Origin of the sequence: Variovorax sp. Varisp41 (assembly GCF_047325085.1) — a bacterium.
In the GTDB taxonomy this organism is placed as follows: Bacteria; Pseudomonadota; Gammaproteobacteria; order Burkholderiales; family Burkholderiaceae_C; genus Variovorax.
Genome location: NZ_CP168540.1, coordinates 5235403 through 5255302 on the forward strand (window position 1 = coordinate 5235403; position 19900 = coordinate 5255302).

The following is a 19900-nucleotide window of genomic DNA, read 5'->3' on the forward strand; positions in this document are numbered from 1 at the left end:
CGATGATGGGCTCCTGGGTGCTGCGTGCTCAGAGCACGACCTCCATGCCGTCGAAGGCGACCTCGATGCCGCGCCGGTCGAGCTCGGCGCGCTCGGGCGAGTCCTCGTCGAGGATCGGGTTGGTGTTGTTGATGTGGATCAGCACCTTGCGCGTGCGCGCGGGCAGGTCGGCCAGCCATTCGAGCATGCCGCCCGGTCCCGACTGCGGCAGGTGGCCGATGCTGCGGCCGGTCTTGCGGCTGAAGCCCAGCGCGATCATCTCGTCGTCGCGCCAGAAGGTGCCGTCGACCATCACGCAGTCGGCCGCGCGCATCGCGGCATCGACCTCGGGGCTGTGCGCGCCGAGGCCCGGCGCATAGAAGGCGCTGCGGCCGCTCGCGGTGTCGGTCAGCGTGAGGCCGATGTTGTCGCCGGGCACGGGATGCTCGCGGTGCGGCGAGTAGGGCGCGGCCTTGCCGACCAGCGCGAGCGCGCGCAGCGCCAGGCCGCTCACGCCCGGCACCTCGAAGCCGCGGCCGTCGAGCGGCAGCTCGTGGTGCGCGACGCCGCAGAAATGCGAGAGCACGCGCAGGATCGGGTTGCCCTGCGTGAGGTCTTCGTACACCGGCCCGGTGCACCACAGCGGCAGCGGCGCGCCGCGCTCGCGCAGCATGTAGAGGCCGGTCGAATGGTCGACCTGCCCGTCGACCAGCACCACGCCCGCGATGCCGGTGTCGCGCGGGCCGCGTCCGGGCTGCAGCGCGGGCGTGGCCTTGATCTGTTCGAGGATGTCGGGCGAGGCGTTGACCAGCACCCAGTCGTCGCCCGTGTCGCCCTTGGCGCAGATCGAGGACTGCGTGCGCGCGCGGGCGCGCACGGTGCCCGCGCGCAGGCCGGCGCAGTTCGCGCAATTGCAGTTCCACTGCGGAAAGCCGCCACCGGCGGCGGCGCCCAGGACGCGGATGTGCATGCGGTGCGGCGCCGCGCGGCGGCGCGAGAGAAGGGGGAGGGGAAAGCGAAACCGGCACGGACCGCCGAAGCGGGCCGTGCCGGAAAGGGCGTGGCGCTCAGCGCGCCGCCACGTACATCGTGATCTCGAAGCCGAAGCGGAAGTCGGTGGCTTGAGGGGTGGTCCAGGTCATGAAGTCTCCTTGAGGAATTCCATTCGCAGGCGAAGGCCGATGGGCGCCTTCGGAAGCGGCGAAAGCGCGCTCCGCGGACAGCATACCCAGTTTGAGGGGGGCGCGCAGCGTGGTTGCAGTACCCGTCGCGGCGTGGGCGCGGTCCGACGGCGTAGCATCGGCCGCATGCTGGAGGCACTTGGTTCTACAGGCGATGGCACGGGCCGGCTCGACGTGGGCGAGGGCCATCGGCTGCACTGGGAGACCACCGGTGCCGTCGAGGGTCGCGCCGCGCTCGTGCTGCATGGCGGGCCGGGCTCGGGCGGTTCGCCCGCACTCGCGCGCGGCTTCGATCCACAGCGCTATCGCGTGGTCGCCTTCGACCAGCGCGGCGCGGGACGCAGCACGCCGCGCGGCGAGACGCGCCACAACCGCACCGAGTTGCTGATCGCCGACATCGAGGCACTGCGGCACCACCTGGGCATCGAGCGCTGGCTGGTGGTCGGCGGTTCGTGGGGCGCGACGCTGGCGCTGGCCTATGCGGCGCGCCATCCCGAAGCGGTCGACGGGCTGCTGCTGCGCGGACTGTTCGTGCCGAGCGCATCGGAGTTGCATTGGAGCTTCGAGGGCGCGCGCGCGACCCATGCCGAAGCAGGGTCGCGGCTGGCCGGCGCGGTCTCGCTGGCCGGGGGCGCGCCGTTGCTGCCCGCGTTGTGTCGCGTGTTCGCGGGCGACGACCTCGCAACGCAATCGCGCGCGACGCTCGCCTGGCTGGCCTGGGAGCATGCGCAGGGCGGCCAGTCCGGCGCCGCGCCCGAGCCGCAGGGCGATGCGCTGCAACGCGCGATCGATCGCTACATGGTGATGGCGCACTACCTCGCACACCGCTGCTGGCTCGCGGACGGCGACGCGGTGAGGTGGGGCGCGCTCGACGCGCTGCGCGACCACCCGGTGCTGTTCCTGCACGGTGAACTCGACCGGACCTGTCGCCCGGCCGCCGCTCGAGCCGTACAGCGCCTGCTGCCCGCGAGCCGCTTCGAAACCGTGCCCGGCGCGGGCCACGATCCCTTCCATCCCGCGATGGCGCAACGCATGGCGCGCGCGCTCGATGCCTTCGCGGCACGAGGCCGCTTCGACCCACCCGTTCAGAACGCCTCGGTCACCCCGTAGGCCCGCATCTGCGCCTCGACCTGCGCGACGTCCTGGCACAGCACCACGAGATCGTGCGCGCGGCCCTCGCGATCCTTCACGTGCTTGCTCAGCAGCGCCTCGGGCCGGAAGCCCAGCGCCTGGAACACCGCGATCGCGCCGCGCTGGTCCACGGTCATCTGCGCCACCACCTTCTCGTGGCCCTGTTCCATCGCGAGCGCGCAGCCCTCCTGCGCGAGCTGCTGGCCCAGGCCGCTGCCGCGCAGGGCAGGCTCGACCAGCACGCGCAGCTCGGCCACATGGCGCGACCACGAATGCGGATCGCGGATCACCGCCGCGCAGCCCAGCACCTTGTCGTCGCGCACCGCGAGCACGCTGTCGATGTCGCCGCGCGCGATGGCGCGCACCCAGGCGTCCATCACCTTGGGCTGCGTGATGTCGCGCGGCAGGAACAGCAGGTCGTGCGTGGGCAGCGCCTGCGCGAAGGCCAGCACCGCGCCGGCATCGGCGGCGTCCATGCGGCGCAGCGCGATCTCGCCGTCGGCATGCGGCAGCGTGCGCGGATAGAGCCGGGTCGAACCCGGGTTCGTCGGGGTGTCTGCGGTATTCGTCATGTGGATCGCACTCCCAGCCATTCGTCGAGCTTCGGCCACAGCCGGCGCACCGCGTTCGGTCCCGCGGCCAGGCTCACATGGCCGCCCTTGAGCACCACTTCCTCCTTGTCCGCCGATCCGATGCCCGCGATCAGCGGCGCGCCCGCCTCATAGGGAACGATGTGGTCGTGCTGCGCGAGCGCATGCAGCACCGGCACCTCGATGTCGGCGAGGCGTACCGGCCGCCCGCCGATCGAGAGCTCGCCTTTCAGCAGCTTGTTGCCCCACATCAGTTCCTTCACGGTCTGGCGGAAGTACTCGCCCGCCAGCGGCAGCATCTCGGCGCCCCAGCGGTCGAACATGCGGTAGGACTTGACGAACTCGTCGTTCGCCATGTTGTCCCACAGCTGCACCAGGCCCGCGCCGCGGCCCGCGGGGCGCAGCATGTCGAAGGAGGCGAACAGCATCTCGGGCGGCACGTTTCCCACGCTGTCGACCAGCCGGTCGACGTCGAAGTAGCGCTGGTCGGACCAGGCATGGAACATCGTCATGCGGCTGAAGTCGATCGGCGTGGTGAACAGCGCGAGGTTCTTCAGCGGCCCGCCGGGATGCAGCGCGGCATAGAGCGTGGAGAGTACGCCGCCCATGCAGTAGCCGACGATGCTCACGTCCTCCTCGCCCGAGCGTTGCTGCACGCGGCGGATCGAGTCGGGAATGAAGTCGAGCACGTAGTCCTCGATGCGCAGCCGCTTCTCCTGCGGCCGCGGCGCGTTCCAGTCCATCATGTAGACGTCGTAGCCCTGCTTGAGCAGGTGCTCGACCATGCTCTGGCCCGGCGCGAGGTCGAGGATGTAGCCCTTGTTGGTGGTGGCCATCACGATCAGCACCGGCACGCGGTAGATCTCGTCGACCATCGGCCGGTAGTGGTAGAGGCTCAGCGTGCCGCGGCGGTGGATCTCGTCCTTGGGCGTGAGCCCGACCGCGGGCGTGGCGCTGGTCAGGAACTCCAGGCCCTTGATGTTGCGCTGGATGGTGCGCTCGATCTCGGCGCGCAGGTCGGGCAGCACCGGCAGCTCGGCGGCGGGCGTGCTCATGGGCGCGGGCGGCGGGTGCGGGCCGGGGCCTTCTTCGCGGGTGCTGGCGGCGCGGCCGCCATCGAGGGTGGCTGTTTCGTGCGCCGCGGTGCCGCGGGCCGCGGTTGCGGCGCCGTACCGCCCTCCTCGAGCTGTCGCGCGATCCGCGCCAGATGGTCGTCGATGTGCTGCAGCTGCTCGGACAGCGCCTGCAGGTCGGCGCGCGTGGGCAGGTTCAGCATCGTGAGCAGCCGCGCCATCAGGTCGGCCAGCGCCTTCTGCGCGCCCAGCGAGGCATTCATGCCGCCGTGCATGCCCTGCCGGAACGGATCGGAGGCCATGGCCTCGTTGGCGAACGCATTGGTGCTCTTTTCCCATTGCGCGCTGAGCTCGCGCCAGATCGCCATGGGGTCGAGGGGAGAGGAGGACTGGGTCATGGCCGCACACCGAGGTTCGTCGTCGGAAGGCCGCGCCGTGCGCCGGCGCGGCGCCTGGGCCGCGCGCTACTTGCGCTGCAGCATCTTCGTGACCTCGTCGACGTTCGACTGGATGCGCTGGCGCACCACCTCGAAGGCATCGGCCTGCGACTTGGCCGCGAGGTTGGCGAGTTCCTTGATGTCGTCGACCGCGCGCTGGAACGACTGGCGGCCGAGCGCGTCGAGCTTGGCGAGGCTTTCCTTCGGGTCCTTGCCGGGGATGTCCTTGGCGGCGGCCTGCCAGTCGGTGATCGCGCTCTTGATCATCTCGGTCTGGCGCTGCACCACGGTCTGCAGGCCCTGGAACGATTTCTCGTTGGCCTGCATCAGCGCCTGCAGGTCCTTGCGGCCGCTGTCGAGCAGCTTGCTCGCGCCGTCGGTCATGTTGAGGTTCTGCAGCCGCTCGGCCATGCCCTTGAGCGGGTTGAGCATGTCGGCCGCGCTCGGGGCCGCCTTTTTCGCGGCGCTTCCGCTGCTGCTGGCAGTGGTCTTCTTGGCGGCGGCTTTCTTGGCAGTGGCCATGGTGCGGAATCTCCTGAGGACGTTGGACAAGATGGTGGCGGGACCGGCCGCGCACGCGTGCGGTCCGCCGCCACGATACGCCGCGGCGACCCTGCCGCGGCGGTCGCGGCCGCGGATTTGCCTGGGGGATTTCCCGAAGGGATGGTGTGCGCCGCGGCGCCGGCGATCGATGCGGTGTCGCCGGGTAGCGGCAACGGCTTACATCGGCGGCGTGAAGCCGTCGCGCCCGGCCACCACGCGCAGCGCGGTCGGCGTGCCATTGCGCTCCTGCGCATTGACCAGCACCCTGGCGCCCGGCACCAGCAGCGCCTCGGTGCCGGGGCGGAAGGTCACGACCGGCACGTCGCGCGGCACGATCACGGTCTTCTCGCCGCCCTTGTAGGTCAGGCGCAGCTGCTGTCCGCCGCGCACCGAGCGCGGCGCGGCCGCGAGGTCGGCCACGGTCGCGTTGGTCATGGTGCTCCGCGGCTGCAGGTCCCACGGATAGTGGCCCTCGCCGCTGCCGCGCGCGGCCTCGGGGAACACCAGCACCTCGAGCGCCTTCTGGGTGCCGTCGGGCTGCGGCATCGCGGCGGTGCCGACGAAGCTGCCCTTCCTGATGTCGGACAGCTTGATGCGGTAGACCTCCGACAGCGGCATGTCCGCGGGCCGCGCGAGGCTCACGACCTCGCCGTCGCGGTCCTTGACGACGAGCTTCTTCGCGTCGGCGTAGACCAGCGTGCCGCGCACCCGCACCACCGGTTGCGTGGCCGAAGCCTGCTGTGCGAGGGACAGGCCCGGCAAGGTGGCGAGGCCGAGCAGGGCTGCCGTGCAGAGCGCACGGCGCGCGGTGGGGGACGGGGGCGCGGACAGGCGGGATGAGGGCATCGGAGGGCTTTCGCTGAAAAGGAAAAGAAGGCAAGCCGCGTTGTACGCCCCGACTCTGAGCCCTGCATGACGCGGGGTGCCGGCGCCTCCGCGCGTTCCGTGATGTGGGAAGCCCCGGCCGTTGGCGCCCGTGTCCGGCACGTCTACAATCCGCCGCTTCCGAGGAGCGTTGCAGCGCCGCCAGGCGTGAGGCTCGGACCCATCGCAACCACGCTCATCCGCTGTTCTCGCGGTGAGTCTTTTCCCCCGATCGCAGTGGCCTCGTTCAAACACAGTTCTGGAGTTCACTTCACATGAGCGCTGTTCTCAAGCCCACCCCTGTTTCGTCCGCCGACCAGGCGATCGCCGACCTTTCGCTCGCCGCCTGGGGCCGCAAGGAAATCCGCATCGCCGAAACCGAGATGCCCGGCCTGATGGCCATCCGCGAGGAATTCGCCAAGAGCCAGCCGCTCAAGGGCGCGCGCATCACCGGCTCGCTGCACATGACGATCCAGACCGCGGTGCTGATCGAGACGCTGCAGGCCCTCGGCGCGCAGGTGCGCTGGGCCTCGTGCAACATCTTCTCGACGCAGGACCACGCGGCCGCCGCGATCGCCGCGTCGGGCACGCCGGTGTTCGCGATCAAGGGTGAGTCGCTCAAGGACTACTGGGACTACACCCACGCCATCTTCGATTTCGGTCCCAAGGATTCGAAGGGCGAAGGCCCCAACATGATCCTCGACGACGGCGGCGATGCCACGCTGCTGATGCACCTGGGCCAGCGCGCCGAGAAGGACCTGGGCGTGATCGCCAACCCGGGCAGCGAGGAAGAGCGCATTCTCTTCGCCGCGATCAAGGCCAAGCTGGCCGTCGATGCCACCTGGTACACGCGCAAGTCGGCCGAGATCATCGGCGTGACCGAAGAGACGACCACCGGCGTGCACCGCCTCAACGAGATGAGCGCCAAGGGCACGCTGCTGTTCCGCGCCATCAACGTCAACGACTCGGTCACCAAGAGCAAGTTCGACAACCTCTACGGTTGCCGCGAATCGCTGGTCGACGGCATCAAGCGCGCGACCGACGTGATGATCGCCGGCAAGGTGGCCTGCGTGGCCGGCTACGGCGACGTGGGCAAGGGCTCGGCCCAGGCGCTGCGCGCGCTGTCGGCGCAGGTGTGGGTCACCGAGATCGACCCGATCAACGCGCTGCAGGCCGCGATGGAAGGCTACAAGGTCGTGACGATGGAGTACGCGGCCGACAAGGCCGACATCTTCGTGACGACCACCGGCAACAAGGACGTGATCCGCCACGAGCACATGGCCGCCATGAAGGACCAGGCCATCGTCTGCAACATCGGCCACTTCGACAACGAGATCGACGTCGCGTCGATCGAGAAGTACGAATGGGAAGAGATCAAGCCGCAGGTCGACCACATCACCTTCCCCGACGGCAAGAAGATCATCCTGCTGGCCAAGGGCCGCCTGGTGAACCTGGGCTGCGGCACGGGCCACCCGAGCTTCGTGATGTCCTCGTCGTTCGCGAACCAGACCATCGCGCAGATCGAGCTGTTCACCAAGCCCGACGCCTACCAGGCCGGCAAGGTCTACGTGCTGCCCAAGCACCTCGACGAGAAGGTCGCGCGCCTGCACCTGAAGAAGGTCGGCGCCATGCTCACCGAGCTGACCGACGCCCAGGCCGCCTACATCGGCGTGAGCAAGAACGGCCCCTACAAGCCGGACACCTACCGCTACTGATCGCCGCGCATGCGAGCCGACCAGTTGCTGGTGGAACGCGGCCTCGCCGCCTCGCGCTCGCAGGCCGTGCGGCTCATTGCCGGCGGCATGCGCTGGCGCGATGCGGGCTCGACCGATGCGTGGCGTTCGGTCGCGAAGAACCGCGACGAGGTGCCCGAGTCGGCCGAGCTCGAGCTCGACGACGCCGCCGAGGCGCGCTATGTCTCGCGCGGCGGGCTCAAGCTCGAAGGCGCGCTCGAGGCCAGCGGCGTCGATGCCGCCGGCAAGCTGTGCCTCGACGTGGGCCAGTCGACCGGCGGCTTCACCGACTGCCTCCTGCAGCGCGGCGCCGCCCGGGTGGTGGGCGTCGATGTCGGCCACGGGCAGCTGCATGCGAAGCTGCGCGAGGACGCGCGCGTGCTCGCCATCGAAGGCGTCAATGCGCGCGCGCTCTCGGCCGACGACCTGCGGGAAGAGGGCGAGGAGCCCTTCGTCGAGCGCTTCGACCTGATCGTCGGCGACCTGTCCTTCATCTCGCTCACGCTGGTGCTGCCGGCCGTGGTGCAGTTCCTCGCGGACGACGGCCAGCTGCTGATGCTGGTCAAGCCGCAGTTCGAACTGCAGCCGGGCCAGGTCGGCAAGGGCGGCATCGTGCGCGACGCGGCGATGTACGAGATCGTCGAGAAGCGCCTGCGCGATGCCTGCGCCGCGCTCGAGCTGCGCGTGCTGCGCTGGTTCGACAGCCCGATCGCCGGCGGCGACGGCAACCGCGAGTTTTTCATTCACGCCGTGCGCGCGACGGGCGCGGGCGGTTCCTAAGGAGACGCAGGTGCGCCTTCCGCTGAGTTTCGAATTCTTCCCGACCAAGACGCCCGAAGGCGCGGTCAAGCTGCGCGCGGCGCGCCAGCAGCTCTATGCGCGCAAGCCCGAGTTCTGCTCGGTCACCTACGGCGCGGGCGGCTCCACCCACCAGGGCACCTTCGGCGCGGTGCAGGAGATCCTGTCCGAGGGCGTGGACGCGGCCAGCCATTTCTCGTGCATCGGCGCCACGCGCGAGACGGTGCGCGCGCAGCTCGCCGAGCTCAAGGCCATGGGCGTGAAGCGCCTGGTGGCGCTGCGCGGCGACCTGCCCAGCGGCTACGGCGCGGGCGGCGAGTTCCAGTACGCGAGCGACCTCGTGGCCTTCATCCGCGCGGAGACCGGCCGCGACTTCCACATCGAGGTGGCCTGCTATCCCGAGGTGCATCCGCAGGCGCGTTCGCCCGAGGCCGACCTGCAGGCCTTCGCGGCCAAGGTGAAGGCCGGCGCCGATTCGGCGATCACGCAGTACTTCTTCAGCGCCGACGCCTACTTCCGCTTCGTCGACGAGGCGCGAGCGCTCGGCATCGACACGCCGATCGTGCCCGGCATCATGCCGATCACCAGCTCGACGCAGCTGATGCGTTTCTCGGACGCCTGCGGTGCCGAGATCCCGCGCTGGATCCGGCTGCGGCTGCAGGCCTTCGGCGACGACACGGCCTCGATCAAGGCCTTCGGCCTCGATGTCGTGACCGACCTGTGCGCGCGGCTGCGCGAGGGCGGCGTGCCGGCGCTGCACTTCTACACGATGAACCAGTCGGCGGCCACGCTGGCTGTCCTGGAGCGCCTGGATTGAGAGGGGCGGCGCGGGCGCCTGGCTCGCTGCGCGGGGCGCTTCGCGCCGCGCTCGTGGCCTGCACCTGCGCGCTCGCGGGCTGCGCCATGCCGCCGGCGACCGAGGGCGGCGCGGCGCCGGACACCGTGGCGCAGGAGAGCCTGTCGCCGATCCCGCGCCAGATGACCGTGCCACCCGGCGCCGAGCCGCGTTCGAACGTGCCCTCGGTGCGCTACGACCTCGCGGTGACCGGGCCCGATGAACTTCCCGCCGACGGCCTGCCGGGCGACGAACCGCGTGGGGAGGTGTTCGAGCGCGGCGGCGCCTCCTGGTACGGCATCCAGTTCCACCAGCGCCGTACCGCCAGCGGCGAGCGCTTCGACATGGGCGCCCTGACGGCCGCGCACAAGACCCTGCCCTTCAACACGCGCGTGTGCGTGCGCAGCCTCGTCAACGGCAAGGAAGTGCTGGTGCGCGTGAACGACCGCGGCCCCTACACCCAGGGCCGCGTGATCGACCTGAGCCGCGCCGCGGCCGACCGCATCGGGCTCGCGAGCCTGGGCATCAAGCAGGTGGCGCTGACCGTCATCGACCGCGAGGGCATGCGTTGCGACGGCGAGCTCGCGGAGCCGGGCGAGGCCGACGCGCCGTCGCTCGAGGTGGCGCCGGTGCGGCCGCCGCAGGCCCGGCCCGCGGCAACGCGCAAGGCGCCGGTACGCCGCGCGCCGGCACGGCGGCGCTGAGCGGATCAGCCCGCGGCGTCGATCGTGAAGCCCGCGTTGCGGTCCTGCCCCAGCTTCTGCACCAGCTGCGGCAGCGCCGCTTCGAGCAGCGGCTTGAGCGTGTAGGGTGGATTGATCAGGAACATGCCGCTGGCCGGCAGGCCCGGGCGGCGCGTTTCGCCGCTGGGCGCGGTCGTGATCTTGCTCGACTTGACCGTCAGCGTGACGTTGAGCGAGGACTTGCCGGCCTTGGTGGCCATGGTCTTGAGCCGGCGCGGCAGGTCGTGCGCCTCGGGCCGCGGGATGATCGGATACCAGACCGCGTAGGTGCCGGTGGCGAAGCGCTTGAGCGCCTCGGCCATGAAGTCGAGCACCCGGCCGTAGTCGGTCTTGAGCTCGTAGCTCGGGTCCATCAGCACCAGCGCGCGCCGCGAGGGCGGCGGCAGGAACTTGGTGGCACTGCCGAAGCCGTCCTCGTGCAGCACGGCGATCTGGCGGCCGGCCTCGAGCTGCGCGATGTTGGCCGTGAGCGTGCGGCTGTCGGTGGGATGCAGCTCGAACAGCTTGAGCCGGTCGTGGTCGCGCAGCAGGTGCTGCACGATGAACGGCGAGCCCGGGTAGACGCGGGCGCCGCCCTTGGCATTGAAGTCGTGGATCACCTCGAGGTAGCGCGCGAGCGCGTCGGCCAGCGGGGCCTCGGCTTCCTGGGCGGCCTTCTTGGCGGGGGCGCCCGCCGCGGGAGTCGACGCGGGCGTGGCCTTGGGGTCGGCGACCAGGCGCAGCACGCCCTCGGCGGCCTCGCCGCTGGTGCCAGCGTAATCGCCATCGAGCCGGTACAGGCCCGCGCCCGCGTGGGTGTCGACCACCGTCAGCGCGGTCTCCTTTTCGAGCATGTGATCGAGCGTGGCGATCAGCACCAGGTGCTTGAGCACGTCGGCGTGATTGCCGGCATGGAAGGCGTGGCGGTAGCTGAACATGAGAAGAAATACCTAAAAGGTGGAGGCATGCATCCGGTGGGATCGCTAGACTCGCGCGCCGGAAACATTAATTAACAAGAGGGACGCCAATGCGTGGAGCAGGGTGGAGATTCTGGGGCCTGTGCGTGGGTGCGGGCGTTTTGTCCATTTTGACGGGGTGTGCGTCGGTGACGCACGGCACCCAGCAGAGCGTGAAGATCGAGACGCTGACGGAGGCCGGAAAGACCGTCGAGGGTGCCAAATGCACGCTCACGAACGACCGCAACGGTATCGTGATGCGCTCGGGCGAAAGCGTCTCGGTGCGCCGTTCGGGCGCGCTGCTGAACATCGAATGCACGCAGCCGGGCCTGGCGCCGGCCACGGGGCAGGCGATTTCGCGCGTCAACACGGGCATGGTGGGCAACATCCTGATCGGCGGCGTGCTGGGCGCGGCCATCGATTCGGGCACCGGCGCCGGCTTCAACTACCCGAGCTGGATGCAGCTGGTGTTCGGCGAGGTGCGCAGCTTCGACCGCAGCGGCCAGACCGGCGACCAGGCGCTGGCGGGCACCCGCATCGGCGAGACCAGGCTGGCGGCGCCCTCCGTCGTGCCGCCGCCGCCCACGGCCATCGCGGTGACGCCACCGCCCCAGGTCGCGCCCGCACCCGCGCCTGCACCGACACCGCCGGTGGCCGCCGTGCCGCCACCGGCGCCACGCGCCGTCGGCGCGCGCGTTTCGATGGACGATCTCGGCGCGCTGCTTCCCGCCAAGCCATGAGGACTCGCGTTCTCTGCCTGGCGGCACTGCTGGCCGCCGGCCCCGCCGCGGCGCTCGAGCCCGACGTGCTGTTCGCCAAGGTGTCGGGCAGCGTCTGGGCCATCCGCACCTTCGACGCCCAGTCCCGGCCGCTCAGCGCCGGCAGCGCGGTCGTGATCGCGCCCGGCCGGCTCGTGACCAACTGCCATGTGCTGGCCAAGGCCAGCAGCTTCGTCGTGCGCCAGGAGAACGTGGCCTACGGCGCCACTCTCGAGTACCCCGATCCGCAGCGCGACCTGTGCCAGGTCAAGGTGGCGAACTTCACCGCGCCGCCGGTGGCGCTGGCGCCCGCGGGCAGCGCGCGCGTGGGCCAGCGCGTCTATGCCATCGGCAATCCGCGCGGCCTCGAGAACACGCTCAGCGACGGCATCCTGTCGGGCCTGCGCGGCGAAGAGGGCGAGCGCCTGCTGCAGACCACCGCGGCCATCGCACCGGGCTCGAGCGGCGGCGGGCTGTTCGACAGCGAAGGCCGACTGCTGGGTATCACGACCTTTGCCGCCAAGGACGGCGGCAGCCTGAATTTCGCGGTGCCGGCGGAATGGCTGGCCGAGTTGCCGGCGCGCGCGAAGACCGCGCTGGAAGCACGCACCAGCGGCGCCGACGGCAACGGCCGCGGCGCGCCCGCGGCCGGCCGTCCGGGGGCGCCACGGCTCGGCGAGGTGTTCGAATACGTGCTGATCGACGGCCTCACGGGCACCCGGACGCCCGTGCTCTATCGCGTGGACCGGATCGACGGCGAGAACGTCTCCTTCAACCAGGGCGGACGGGTCGAGAAAGCCGACGGGCGCGTGGTCTCGATCGGCGCACCGATCGGCGGCGCGTTCGAGACGGCATCGCCGCCGGGCGGTTGGGGCCGGCCGGACCTGTCGGCCGGCATGCGCTGGAGCGCCGATTACGTGGGCCCGGGCAGCGATCGCCTGCGCTACCAACTCGATGCCGCCGTGCTCGGCACCACCGAACTGCGCGTGGAGGGCGCGCCGCTGGCGGCCTGGCGCATCGCCTACACGGGCTGGATGTACGTGGGCGTCGGTTCCACGGCGCCGGCGCCGCATCCCTTCAGTGCCACGGTTTTCTATTCGGCCGAGCTGGGTCGTGTCGTCAAGTTCGATGCCGAATACCGGCGTGGAGCGGCCGGCATCAACAGGGAAGCGGTGGAACTGGTCCGCATCCAGCGCTGAATCGGGCACCCGAACCCTAAAGTTGGACTGAAGCGGATGCGCAGCATATAATCGCGGGCTTCGCAGCGTTTTTGTGGCCCCGCGGCGAAGACATTTCACCACCTAAGAGATTCCCACCAGAGGAAAACCGACCGTGGAAAAGGGCCCGCCAAACCCTCTTACGAAAAGAGAAATCTCATGACCACGTTCAGCGCAAAACCCGCTGACGTGAAGCACGAGTGGTTTGTGATTGACGCGACCGACAAGGTCCTCGGACGGGTAGCCAGCGAAGTTGCCCTCCGTCTGCGCGGCAAGCACAAGGCCATTTATACGCCTCACGTCGATACCGGTGACTTCATCGTCATCATCAATGCAGCCCAGCTGCGCGTCACCGGCGCCAAGTCCATCGACAAGGTGTACTACCGTCACTCGGGCTACCCGGGCGGCATCACGGCGACGAACTTCCGCGACATGCAGTCGAAGCACCCCGGCCGCGCGCTGGAAAAGGCCGTCAAGGGCATGCTGCCCAAGGGCCCGCTCGGCTACGCCATGATCAAGAAACTCAAGGTGTACGGCGGTGCAGAGCATCCGCACACCGCCCAACAGCCCAAAGTGCTGGAACTGTAAGGAGCCTTGAGAATGATTGGTGAATGGAACAACGGCACCGGCCGTCGCAAATCCAGCGTCGCTCGCGTGTTCCTGAAGAAGGGCACCGGCAAGATCACGGTCAACGGCAAGGACATCCAAGCGTTCTTCGGCCGCGAAACCTCGATCATGATCGCCAAGCAGCCGCTGGCGCTGACGAACAACCTCGAAACCTTCGACGTCATGGTGAACGTGCACGGCGGCGGCGAATCGGGCCAGGCCGGCGCGACCCGCCACGGCATCACCCGTGCGCTGATCGACTACGACGCGGCCCTGAAGCCGGTGCTGAGCCAGGCTGGCTTCGTCACCCGCGACGCGCGTGAAGTCGAGCGTAAGAAGGTCGGTCTGCACTCCGCACGCCGCCGCAAGCAGTTCTCGAAGCGCTGATCTCCAGCCTTCGCCTGCCGAGAAAACCGCCTTCGGGCGGTTTTTTCATGGGGCCTGCTTCCCGGCCCGGCCTTGCCCTCGTGTGGCTGCGACCCCACTTGCATTGGGTGCACCGCCCGCGGTCCCGGCCCCGAGGCCCGCATTGCAGTAGCATTCCTTCCCTTGGCCGCATGTTCCGGCCCCCTCTCCAGGAGTATTCCCTCATGAGCGCCGTTGCCGAAAACATCCAGACCCAGATGCCCGAACCGATCGTCTTCACCGACAGTGCGGCCGCCAAGGTGGCCGACCTGATCGCCGAAGAAGGCAATCCCGACCTCAAGCTGCGCGTGTTCGTCCAGGGCGGCGGCTGCTCGGGCTTCCAGTACGGCTTCACCTTCGACGAGATCACCAACGAAGACGACACGACCATGACCAAGAACGGCGTGTCGCTGCTGATCGATGCCATGAGCTACCAGTACCTGGTCGGCGCCGAGATCGACTACAAGGAAGACCTGCAGGGCGCCCAGTTCGTGATCAAGAACCCGAACGCCACCAGCACCTGCGGCTGCGGCTCCAGCTTCTCGGCCTGATCCTACCGATGGTGCCTGCCCGCAGCGCACCGTCCCCCCACGAAGCCGCCTCCGGGCGGCTTTTTGCTTTGCGCCTCCATTCCCGCCCATGCCGCCCGACACCGCCGTAGCCAACACCGCCGTCGCCCCCGTCCGCAAGAGCCTGCTGTGGCTCGTGGCGGTGGGCTTCTTCATGCAGACGCTGGACGCCACCATCATCAACACGGCGCTGCCGGCGATGGCGGCCAGCCTCGGCGAGAGTCCGCTGCGCATGCAGTCGGTGGTGGTGGCCTATGCGCTGACCATGGCGATGCTGATTCCCGCCTCGGGCTGGATCGCCGACCGCTTCGGCACGCGGCGCGTGTTCTTCGCGGCCATCGTGCTGTTCGCGCTGGGCTCGGTGCTGTGCGCGCTCTCGCACGGGCTGGGGCAACTGGTGGCCGCGCGCGTGGTGCAGGGGCTCGGCGGCGCCCTGCTGCTGCCGGTGGGACGGCTGGCGCTGCTGCGCACCGTGCCGCGCGGCGAATTCCTGCAGGCGATGAGCTTCGTGGCGATTCCGGGCCTGATCGGCCCGCTGCTCGGGCCCACGCTGGGCGGCTGGCTGGTGCAGTACGCCTCGTGGCACTGGATCTTCCTGATCAACGTGCCGGTGGGCCTGGCCGGCTGCATCGCCACCCTGCGCTTCATGCCCGACCTGCGCGGCGCCGCGCTGCGGCGCTTCGACGCCGTGGGCTACGGCCTGCTGGCCTTCGGCATGGTGACGATCTCGCTCTCGCTCGACGGCGTGGCCGAGCTGGGCCTGCGCCAGGGCGGGGTGATGGTGGTGCTGGTCTTCGGCTTCGCGAGCGTGGTGGCCTACTGGCTGCGCGCGGCGCGCACGCCCGAGCCGCTGTTCGCGCCCTCGCTGTTCAAGGTGCCGACCCTGAGCATCGGCCTGCTCGGCAACCTGTTCTCGCGCCTGGGCAGCAGCTGCATGCCCTTCCTGGTGCCGCTGCTGCTGCAGGTGTCGATGGGCTATTCGCCGCTGCGCGCGGGCCTGATGATGCTGCCGGTGGCGCTGGCCGGCATGGCGATGAAGCGCTTCGCCACGCCGTTGATCACGCGCCACGGCTACCGCAAGGTGCTGGTGGTCAACACGGTGCTGGTGGGGCTCGCGATGGCCAGCTTCGGCCTCACGGCGCCAGGCCAGCCCTTCGCGCTGCATGTGCTGCAGCTGCTGTTCTTCGGCGCGGTCAATTCGCTGCAGTTCACCGCGATGAACACCATCACCCTCAAGGACCTCGACGGCAGCATGGCCAGCAGCGGCAACAGCCTGCTGTCGATGGTGCAGATGCTCGCGATGAGCATGGGCGTGGCCGCCGCGGGCGCGGTGCTCGCGGGCTACAACGGCGTGTTCGGCACCGACACCGCAGTGCGCACGCTCGATGCCTTCCAGGCGACCTTCGCCAGCATGGGCCTGATCACGGTGGCTTCGGCGCTCATCTTCTGGCATCTGCCGGCGGAGGTGCGGGCATCGCGGCCCGCGCAGCCCGAAGTCTCGGGCCAGGGCTGAGTCAGGCCGGGTAGATCGCGCCCAGCACGCGGGCGCCGCGGGCGCCGGTCACGCTGGCGAGGTTGCCGCTCTCGCGCCGCACCGTGGCGCGCGCCAGCCAGGCGAAGGCGGCCGCCTCCACCTGTTGCGGCGGCAGGCCCCGTTCGTTCGAGGCCACCACGGCGATGCCCGGCAGCAGGGCGCGCAGCCGCGACAGCAGGTGGCCGTTGAGCGCGCCGCCGCCGCAGACGATCAGCAGCTTGCTCTCTTTTCCGTAGCGCAGCAGGTCGGCGGCGCAGGTGCTGGCCGTCAGCTCGGCGAGCGTGGCCTGTACGTCGACCGGGGCCTCGCCCGCGCCGGTGCCCACGTGCGCGGCCAGCCATTCGGGATTGAACAGGTCGCGCCCGGTGCTCTTGGGCGGGGCCTTGGCGAAGAAGGGCTCGCCCTGCAGCCGCGCGAGCAGCTCGGGCAGCACCTGGCCGCTCGCGGCCCACTGGCCGTCGAGGTCGAAGGGCTGGCCGTGGTAGCGCTGGCACCAGTGGTCCATCAGCGCGTTGCCCGGGCCGCAGTCGAAGCCCAGCACCACCGCGCCCTCGGGTGCGTCGCTGGCCGGCAGCAGGCTCAGGTTCGAGATGCCGCCGAGGTTCAGCACCGCGATCGGCTCGCCGGGTCCGGCGAACAGCGCCCGGTGGAAGGCCGGCACCAGCGGGGCGCCCTGGCCGCCGGCCGCGAGGTCGCGGCTTCGGAAGTCGGCCACCACGTCGATGCCGCAGAGCTCGGCCAGCAGCGAGGGGTTGTTGAGCTGCAGCGTGTAGCCGACCTCGTCGAATTCGCCGGGCCGGTGGCGCACGGTCTGGCCATGCACGCCGACGGCGCGCACCGCGCCGGGCTCGAGGCCGGCATCGGCCAGCAGTTGCCGGACCACGCCCGCGTAGACGCGCGCCAGCCCGTTGCCGGCGAGCGCCGCGCGATGCAGTTCGTTGTCGCCCGGGGTGTTGAGGGCCATCAGCTCGCCGCGCAGGCCGACCGGGAAGGTGGCGCTGGCGTAGCCGGTGACCGCGATCCCGCCTTCGGAGAAGTCGGCGAGCACGCCGTCCACGCCATCGAGCGAGGTGCCCGACATCAGTCCGATGTAGAGGTCGCCGGTGGCCATGGGGCTGGGGAAACCGCCGGAATGGCTCCGGCGCTTCATCTGTCTATCTGGAAGCGCGGCGCTCAGTCCGCGCTGGCCTGGACCACCGAGAACGCGGCGGCCAGCTCGGTGCGCGCGCCGACGGCGATGCGTTCGAAGGCCGGGCGCATCGCCGCGGTGATCGGGGCGCCGCCTTCCTGCGCGATCGAGGTCGGGTTCTGGTAGACGCCGTTGACCCGGAATTCGAAGTGCAGGTGCGGACCGGTGGCCCAGCCCGTGGAGCCCACGGCGCCGACGGTCTGGCCCTGGCTCACGCTCTGGCCGGCCTTGACGTCGATGCGGCTCAGGTGCGCATAGGCCGTCTGCTGGTTGTTGCGGTGGTTGATGATGACGATGTTGCCGTAGCCGTTCTGCGTGCCGGCGAAGTCGACCGTGCCGTCGCCGACCGTGCGCACGGCGGTTCCGGTGGGCGCCGCGTAGTCGATGCCGTTGTGCTGGCGCCAGCTGTTGAGGATCGGATGCATGCGCATCGCGAAGCCGCTCGACACGCGCGTGAATTCCACCGGCGTCGCCAGGTAGGCCTTGCGCAGGCTGTCGCCGTTCGGGCGGTAGTAGCTGCCCTTCTGGCCCGCGCCCGGCGGCTGGAACCACACGGCCTGGTGCACCTTGCCGTTGTTCTCGAACTCGGCCGAGAGCACGCGGCCGCTGCGCAGCGCCTGGCCGTCGGCCTCGAAGGTCTCGTAGACCACGGCGAAGCGGTCGCCCTTGCGCAGCTGGCGCACGTCGACGTCGCCCGCGAAGATGTCGGCCAGCTGGCTGGCGACGGCATCGGGGATGCGCGCCTCGTCGGTGGCGGCGAACAGCGAGCTGCGGATGGTGCCGCTGGCCAGGCGGGCGCCCGGCGTGAGGGTGTCGCGCTCGGTCAGGGCCACGAAGCCCACGGGCGTGCGTTCGACCACGAAGCGCTTGAAGCCGCCGTCGCCGTCGGGAATCCAGCGCGCGCTGAGCTTCTTGAGCTGGTTGTCCTGCGTGGCCTCGGCGGTCACGGTGCGGCCGGCGCGCGCGAACAGCGCGGTGCGGGCCTCGCCGCTGCCGCGCACGAAGGCGCTGGCGGCCGGATCGGAGATGCCCAGGCGCTTGAGCAGCGCCTCGGCGGTGTCGCTCGAGCGGGTGACGTCGGTGCGGAACAGCGTGAAGCTGAAATCCTCGAGCGACGTCGCCTGTTCGGCGAACGACAGGGGGGCGGAGGTGGCTTCGAGCACCTGGTGGACCGGGAGGTCCGAGGCATCGGGTCCGAGCGAAGCCACGGCGAGGGTTCCGGCGCTCAGCAGCGCCGCCGCGATGACCGCGGTGATCTGCTTGGGGTAGGTCCGGAACGTATAGGCCACGCGAGAAGCGAGAAGCTCCTCGGCGGCAAGAATGCCGTTGATCAAACTATGAATTCCAGCTCAGGTTTCTGCAGATCCGTCTGCAAAGCCCAGAGCGGTCAGGGCGGCGGGACGGTGCGGAAAAAGCGCCGCTTAGAATCCGGCGCTTGAAAAAGTCGGGCGAGTATAGCTTCCGCACTCCAAAAGTCAGCCAAAAAAAGCCCATGAACGCCGAATCTGTTACATCCGTGGCCCTTTCAAATAGTGTAGGACGCGCGCTCGAAATTTCCCTCCGCGGGACTGACGAGCTGCTCCCCCAGGACGAGTGGGTGCGCAAGCTGCAGCGCTCCGAAGCCACCGGAACGCCGCTGCGCATCAAGCTGGGCCTGGATCCGACGGCGCCCGACATCCACATCGGCCACACGGTGGTGCTCAACAAGATGCGCCAGCTCCAGGACCTGGGGCACCGCGTGATCTTCCTGATCGGCGACTTCACCACCACCATCGGCGACCCCTCGGGCCGCAACAGCACGCGCCCGCCGCTCACGCGCGAGCAGATCGAGGCCAACGCCCAGACCTACTACAAGCAGGCCAGCCTGGTGCTCGATCCCGAGAAGACCGAGATCCGCTACAACTCCGAGTGGAGCGACCCGCTGGGCGCGCGCGGCATGATCCAGCTGGCCGCCAAGTACACGGTGGCCCGCATGATGGAGCGCGACGACTTCAACAAGCGCTTCAAGGCCGGCCAGTCGATCTCGGTGCACGAGTTCCTCTACCCGCTGATGCAGGGCTACGACTCGGTGGCGCTCAAGAGCGACCTCGAGCTCGGCGGCACCGACCAGAAGTTCAACCTGCTCGTGGGCCGGCACCTGCAGCAGGAATACGGCCAGGAACCGCAGTGCATACTCACTATGCCGCTGCTGGAAGGGCTCGATGGCGTCGAGAAGATGTCCAAGAGCAAGAACAACTACATCGGCATCAGCGAAGACGCCAACACCATGTACGCCAAGGTGCTGTCGATCTCCGACGACCTGATGTGGCGCTGGTACACGCTGCTGAGCTTCCGTTCGCTCGAGGAGATCGCCGCGCTCAAGGCCGAGATCGAGGCCGGGCGCAACCCGAAGGACGCCAAGGTCGCGCTCGCCAAGGAGATCACGGCGCGCTTCCACAGCCCGGCGGCGGCCGACACGGCCGAGCAGGACTTCATCAACCGCAGCAAGGGCGGCGTGCCCGACGAGATCGCCGAAGTGGCGCTGGCGGGCGCTCCGCTGGGCATCGGCCAACTGCTCAAGCAAGCCAACCTCGCGGCGTCGTCCGGCGAGGGCAACCGCCTGATCGATGGCGGCGGCGTGCGCATCGATGGCGCGGTGGTCAGCGACAAGGGTCTCAAGCTGCCGGCCGGCAGCTACGTGGTGCAGGTCGGCAAGCGCAAGTTCGCGCGCGTGACCTTGTCCTGAGCCGGGCGCTCCCAAAGAAAAAGGCCGGGTCGATCCCGGCCTTTTTTGCTCGAGG

General features: G+C 69.7%; 22 protein-coding genes and 1 riboswitch. Of the genes, 12 read left to right on the forward strand and 10 right to left on the reverse strand.

Annotated features, from left to right (window positions below; all coding sequences use genetic code 11):
• Positions 1–28: 28 nt before the first annotated feature.
• Both pqqB and pqqA read right to left on the reverse strand, forming a co-directional pair.
• On the reverse strand, positions 29–949 hold the full coding sequence (gene pqqB / locus ACEN9J_RS24160; RefSeq protein ID WP_261211601.1) for a pyrroloquinoline quinone biosynthesis protein PqqB: 921 nt from the start codon (positions 947–949) through the stop codon (positions 29–31).
• 97 nt (positions 950–1046) lie between these two features.
• On the reverse strand, positions 1047–1406 hold the full coding sequence (gene pqqA, locus ACEN9J_RS24165) for a pyrroloquinoline quinone precursor peptide PqqA (protein WP_413762264.1): 360 nt from the start codon (positions 1404–1406) through the stop codon (positions 1047–1049).
• On the opposite strand from pqqA, the gene ACEN9J_RS24170 reads away from it, so the two are divergent.
• Positions 1287–2270 (forward strand): alpha/beta fold hydrolase, encoded by a 984-nt coding sequence (locus ACEN9J_RS24170; protein WP_413762265.1) that lies wholly within the window; start codon positions 1287–1289, stop codon positions 2268–2270. The genes pqqA and ACEN9J_RS24170 overlap by 120 nt on opposite strands.
• On the opposite strand, the gene ACEN9J_RS24175 is transcribed toward ACEN9J_RS24170, so the two are convergent.
• The 5 genes from ACEN9J_RS24175 to ACEN9J_RS24195 all read right to left on the reverse strand — a co-directional run bounded on the left by ACEN9J_RS24175 (position 2246) and on the right by ACEN9J_RS24195 (position 5780).
• Positions 2246–2863, reverse strand: a complete 618-nt coding sequence (locus tag ACEN9J_RS24175) for an N-acetyltransferase family protein (protein WP_413762266.1) — start codon at positions 2861–2863, stop codon at positions 2246–2248. The genes ACEN9J_RS24170 and ACEN9J_RS24175 overlap by 25 nt on opposite strands.
• The gene (locus tag ACEN9J_RS24180; RefSeq protein WP_261211595.1) at positions 2860–3936 is read right to left on the reverse strand and encodes an alpha/beta fold hydrolase; all 1077 of its coding nucleotides are present in this window, start codon (positions 3934–3936) and stop codon (positions 2860–2862) included. Before ACEN9J_RS24180 ends, ACEN9J_RS24175 begins: the two co-directional genes overlap by 4 nt.
• Positions 3933–4352, reverse strand: coding sequence for a hypothetical protein (locus ACEN9J_RS24185; protein ID WP_057590751.1), 420 nt, complete (start codon positions 4350–4352; stop codon positions 3933–3935). The genes ACEN9J_RS24180 and ACEN9J_RS24185 overlap by 4 nt, the downstream gene beginning before the upstream one ends.
• A gap of 66 nt (positions 4353–4418) precedes the next feature.
• Positions 4419–4913: a TIGR01841 family phasin gene (phaP, locus tag ACEN9J_RS24190; RefSeq protein ID WP_261211592.1), complete on the reverse strand. Its 495-nt coding sequence runs from the start codon at positions 4911–4913 to the stop codon at positions 4419–4421.
• Positions 4914–5111: 198 nt separating this feature from the next.
• Positions 5112–5780: a hypothetical protein gene (locus ACEN9J_RS24195; RefSeq protein WP_413762267.1), complete on the reverse strand. Its 669-nt coding sequence runs from the start codon at positions 5778–5780 to the stop codon at positions 5112–5114.
• Between the two features lie 154 nt (positions 5781–5934).
• Positions 5935–6003, forward strand: a riboswitch (S-adenosyl-L-homocysteine riboswitch).
• A gap of 70 nt (positions 6004–6073) precedes the next feature.
• Between ACEN9J_RS24195 and ahcY the strand changes: the two genes are divergently transcribed.
• Genes ahcY through ACEN9J_RS24215 form a run of 4 tightly spaced genes read left to right on the forward strand, consistent with a single transcriptional unit; the run spans position 6074 to position 9868 of the window.
• Positions 6074–7513, forward strand: coding sequence for an adenosylhomocysteinase (gene ahcY, locus ACEN9J_RS24200; RefSeq protein WP_057590754.1), 1440 nt, complete (start codon positions 6074–6076; stop codon positions 7511–7513).
• A gap of 9 nt (positions 7514–7522) precedes the next feature.
• The gene (locus tag ACEN9J_RS24205; RefSeq protein ID WP_057590755.1) at positions 7523–8311 is read left to right on the forward strand and encodes a TlyA family RNA methyltransferase; all 789 of its coding nucleotides are present in this window, start codon (positions 7523–7525) and stop codon (positions 8309–8311) included.
• 10 nt (positions 8312–8321) lie between these two features.
• Positions 8322–9146, forward strand: a complete 825-nt coding sequence (metF, locus tag ACEN9J_RS24210; protein WP_057590756.1) for a methylenetetrahydrofolate reductase [NAD(P)H] — start codon at positions 8322–8324, stop codon at positions 9144–9146.
• A gap of 53 nt (positions 9147–9199) precedes the next feature.
• Positions 9200–9868, forward strand: coding sequence for a septal ring lytic transglycosylase RlpA family protein (locus tag ACEN9J_RS24215; RefSeq protein ID WP_413762268.1), 669 nt, complete (start codon positions 9200–9202; stop codon positions 9866–9868).
• Positions 9869–9873: 5 nt separating this feature from the next.
• Here ACEN9J_RS24215 and ACEN9J_RS24220 read toward each other — a convergent pair whose 3' ends face one another.
• A complete protein-coding gene (locus tag ACEN9J_RS24220; RefSeq protein WP_057590757.1) occupies positions 9874–10824 on the reverse strand; it encodes a 23S rRNA (adenine(2030)-N(6))-methyltransferase RlmJ in 951 nt (316 codons plus the stop codon).
• A 167-nt stretch (positions 10825–10991) separates the two neighbouring features.
• Between ACEN9J_RS24220 and ACEN9J_RS24225 the strand changes: the two genes are divergently transcribed.
• The 6 genes from ACEN9J_RS24225 to mdtD all read left to right on the forward strand — a co-directional run bounded on the left by ACEN9J_RS24225 (position 10992) and on the right by mdtD (position 15910).
• On the forward strand, positions 10992–11582 hold the full coding sequence (locus tag ACEN9J_RS24225) for a hypothetical protein (RefSeq protein WP_413762269.1): 591 nt from the start codon (positions 10992–10994) through the stop codon (positions 11580–11582).
• Entirely contained in the window at positions 11579–12799 is a 1221-nt protein-coding gene (locus tag ACEN9J_RS24230; protein WP_413762270.1) for a S1C family serine protease, read from the forward strand. Before ACEN9J_RS24225 ends, ACEN9J_RS24230 begins: the two co-directional genes overlap by 4 nt.
• Before the next feature lie 177 nt (positions 12800–12976).
• The gene (rplM, locus tag ACEN9J_RS24235) at positions 12977–13405 is read left to right on the forward strand and encodes a 50S ribosomal protein L13 (RefSeq protein ID WP_057590758.1); all 429 of its coding nucleotides are present in this window, start codon (positions 12977–12979) and stop codon (positions 13403–13405) included.
• 12 nt (positions 13406–13417) lie between these two features.
• Positions 13418–13810 (forward strand): 30S ribosomal protein S9, encoded by a 393-nt coding sequence (gene rpsI, locus ACEN9J_RS24240; protein WP_057590759.1) that lies wholly within the window; start codon positions 13418–13420, stop codon positions 13808–13810.
• A gap of 203 nt (positions 13811–14013) precedes the next feature.
• Positions 14014–14379: an iron-sulfur cluster insertion protein ErpA gene (gene erpA, locus ACEN9J_RS24245; protein WP_007827949.1), complete on the forward strand. Its 366-nt coding sequence runs from the start codon at positions 14014–14016 to the stop codon at positions 14377–14379.
• Positions 14380–14467: 88 nt separating this feature from the next.
• Positions 14468–15910 carry a multidrug transporter subunit MdtD gene (gene mdtD, locus ACEN9J_RS24250; RefSeq protein WP_413762271.1) on the forward strand — a complete coding sequence of 481 codons (1443 nt, stop codon included), beginning with the start codon at positions 14468–14470 and terminating at the stop codon, positions 15908–15910.
• A 1-nt stretch (position 15911) separates the two neighbouring features.
• Here the strand turns inward: mdtD and ACEN9J_RS24255 are convergent, their stop codons facing one another.
• On the reverse strand, positions 15912–17042 hold the full coding sequence (locus ACEN9J_RS24255; RefSeq protein ID WP_413762273.1) for an anhydro-N-acetylmuramic acid kinase: 1131 nt from the start codon (positions 17040–17042) through the stop codon (positions 15912–15914).
• A gap of 62 nt (positions 17043–17104) precedes the next feature.
• Positions 17105–18454 carry a M23 family metallopeptidase gene (locus ACEN9J_RS24260; protein ID WP_057590762.1) on the reverse strand — a complete coding sequence of 450 codons (1350 nt, stop codon included), beginning with the start codon at positions 18452–18454 and terminating at the stop codon, positions 17105–17107.
• Positions 18455–18612: 158 nt separating this feature from the next.
• On the opposite strand from ACEN9J_RS24260, the gene tyrS reads away from it, so the two are divergent.
• Positions 18613–19845, forward strand: coding sequence for a tyrosine--tRNA ligase (tyrS, locus tag ACEN9J_RS24265; RefSeq protein WP_413762274.1), 1233 nt, complete (start codon positions 18613–18615; stop codon positions 19843–19845).
• The last annotated feature ends 55 nt before the right edge of the window (positions 19846–19900 follow it).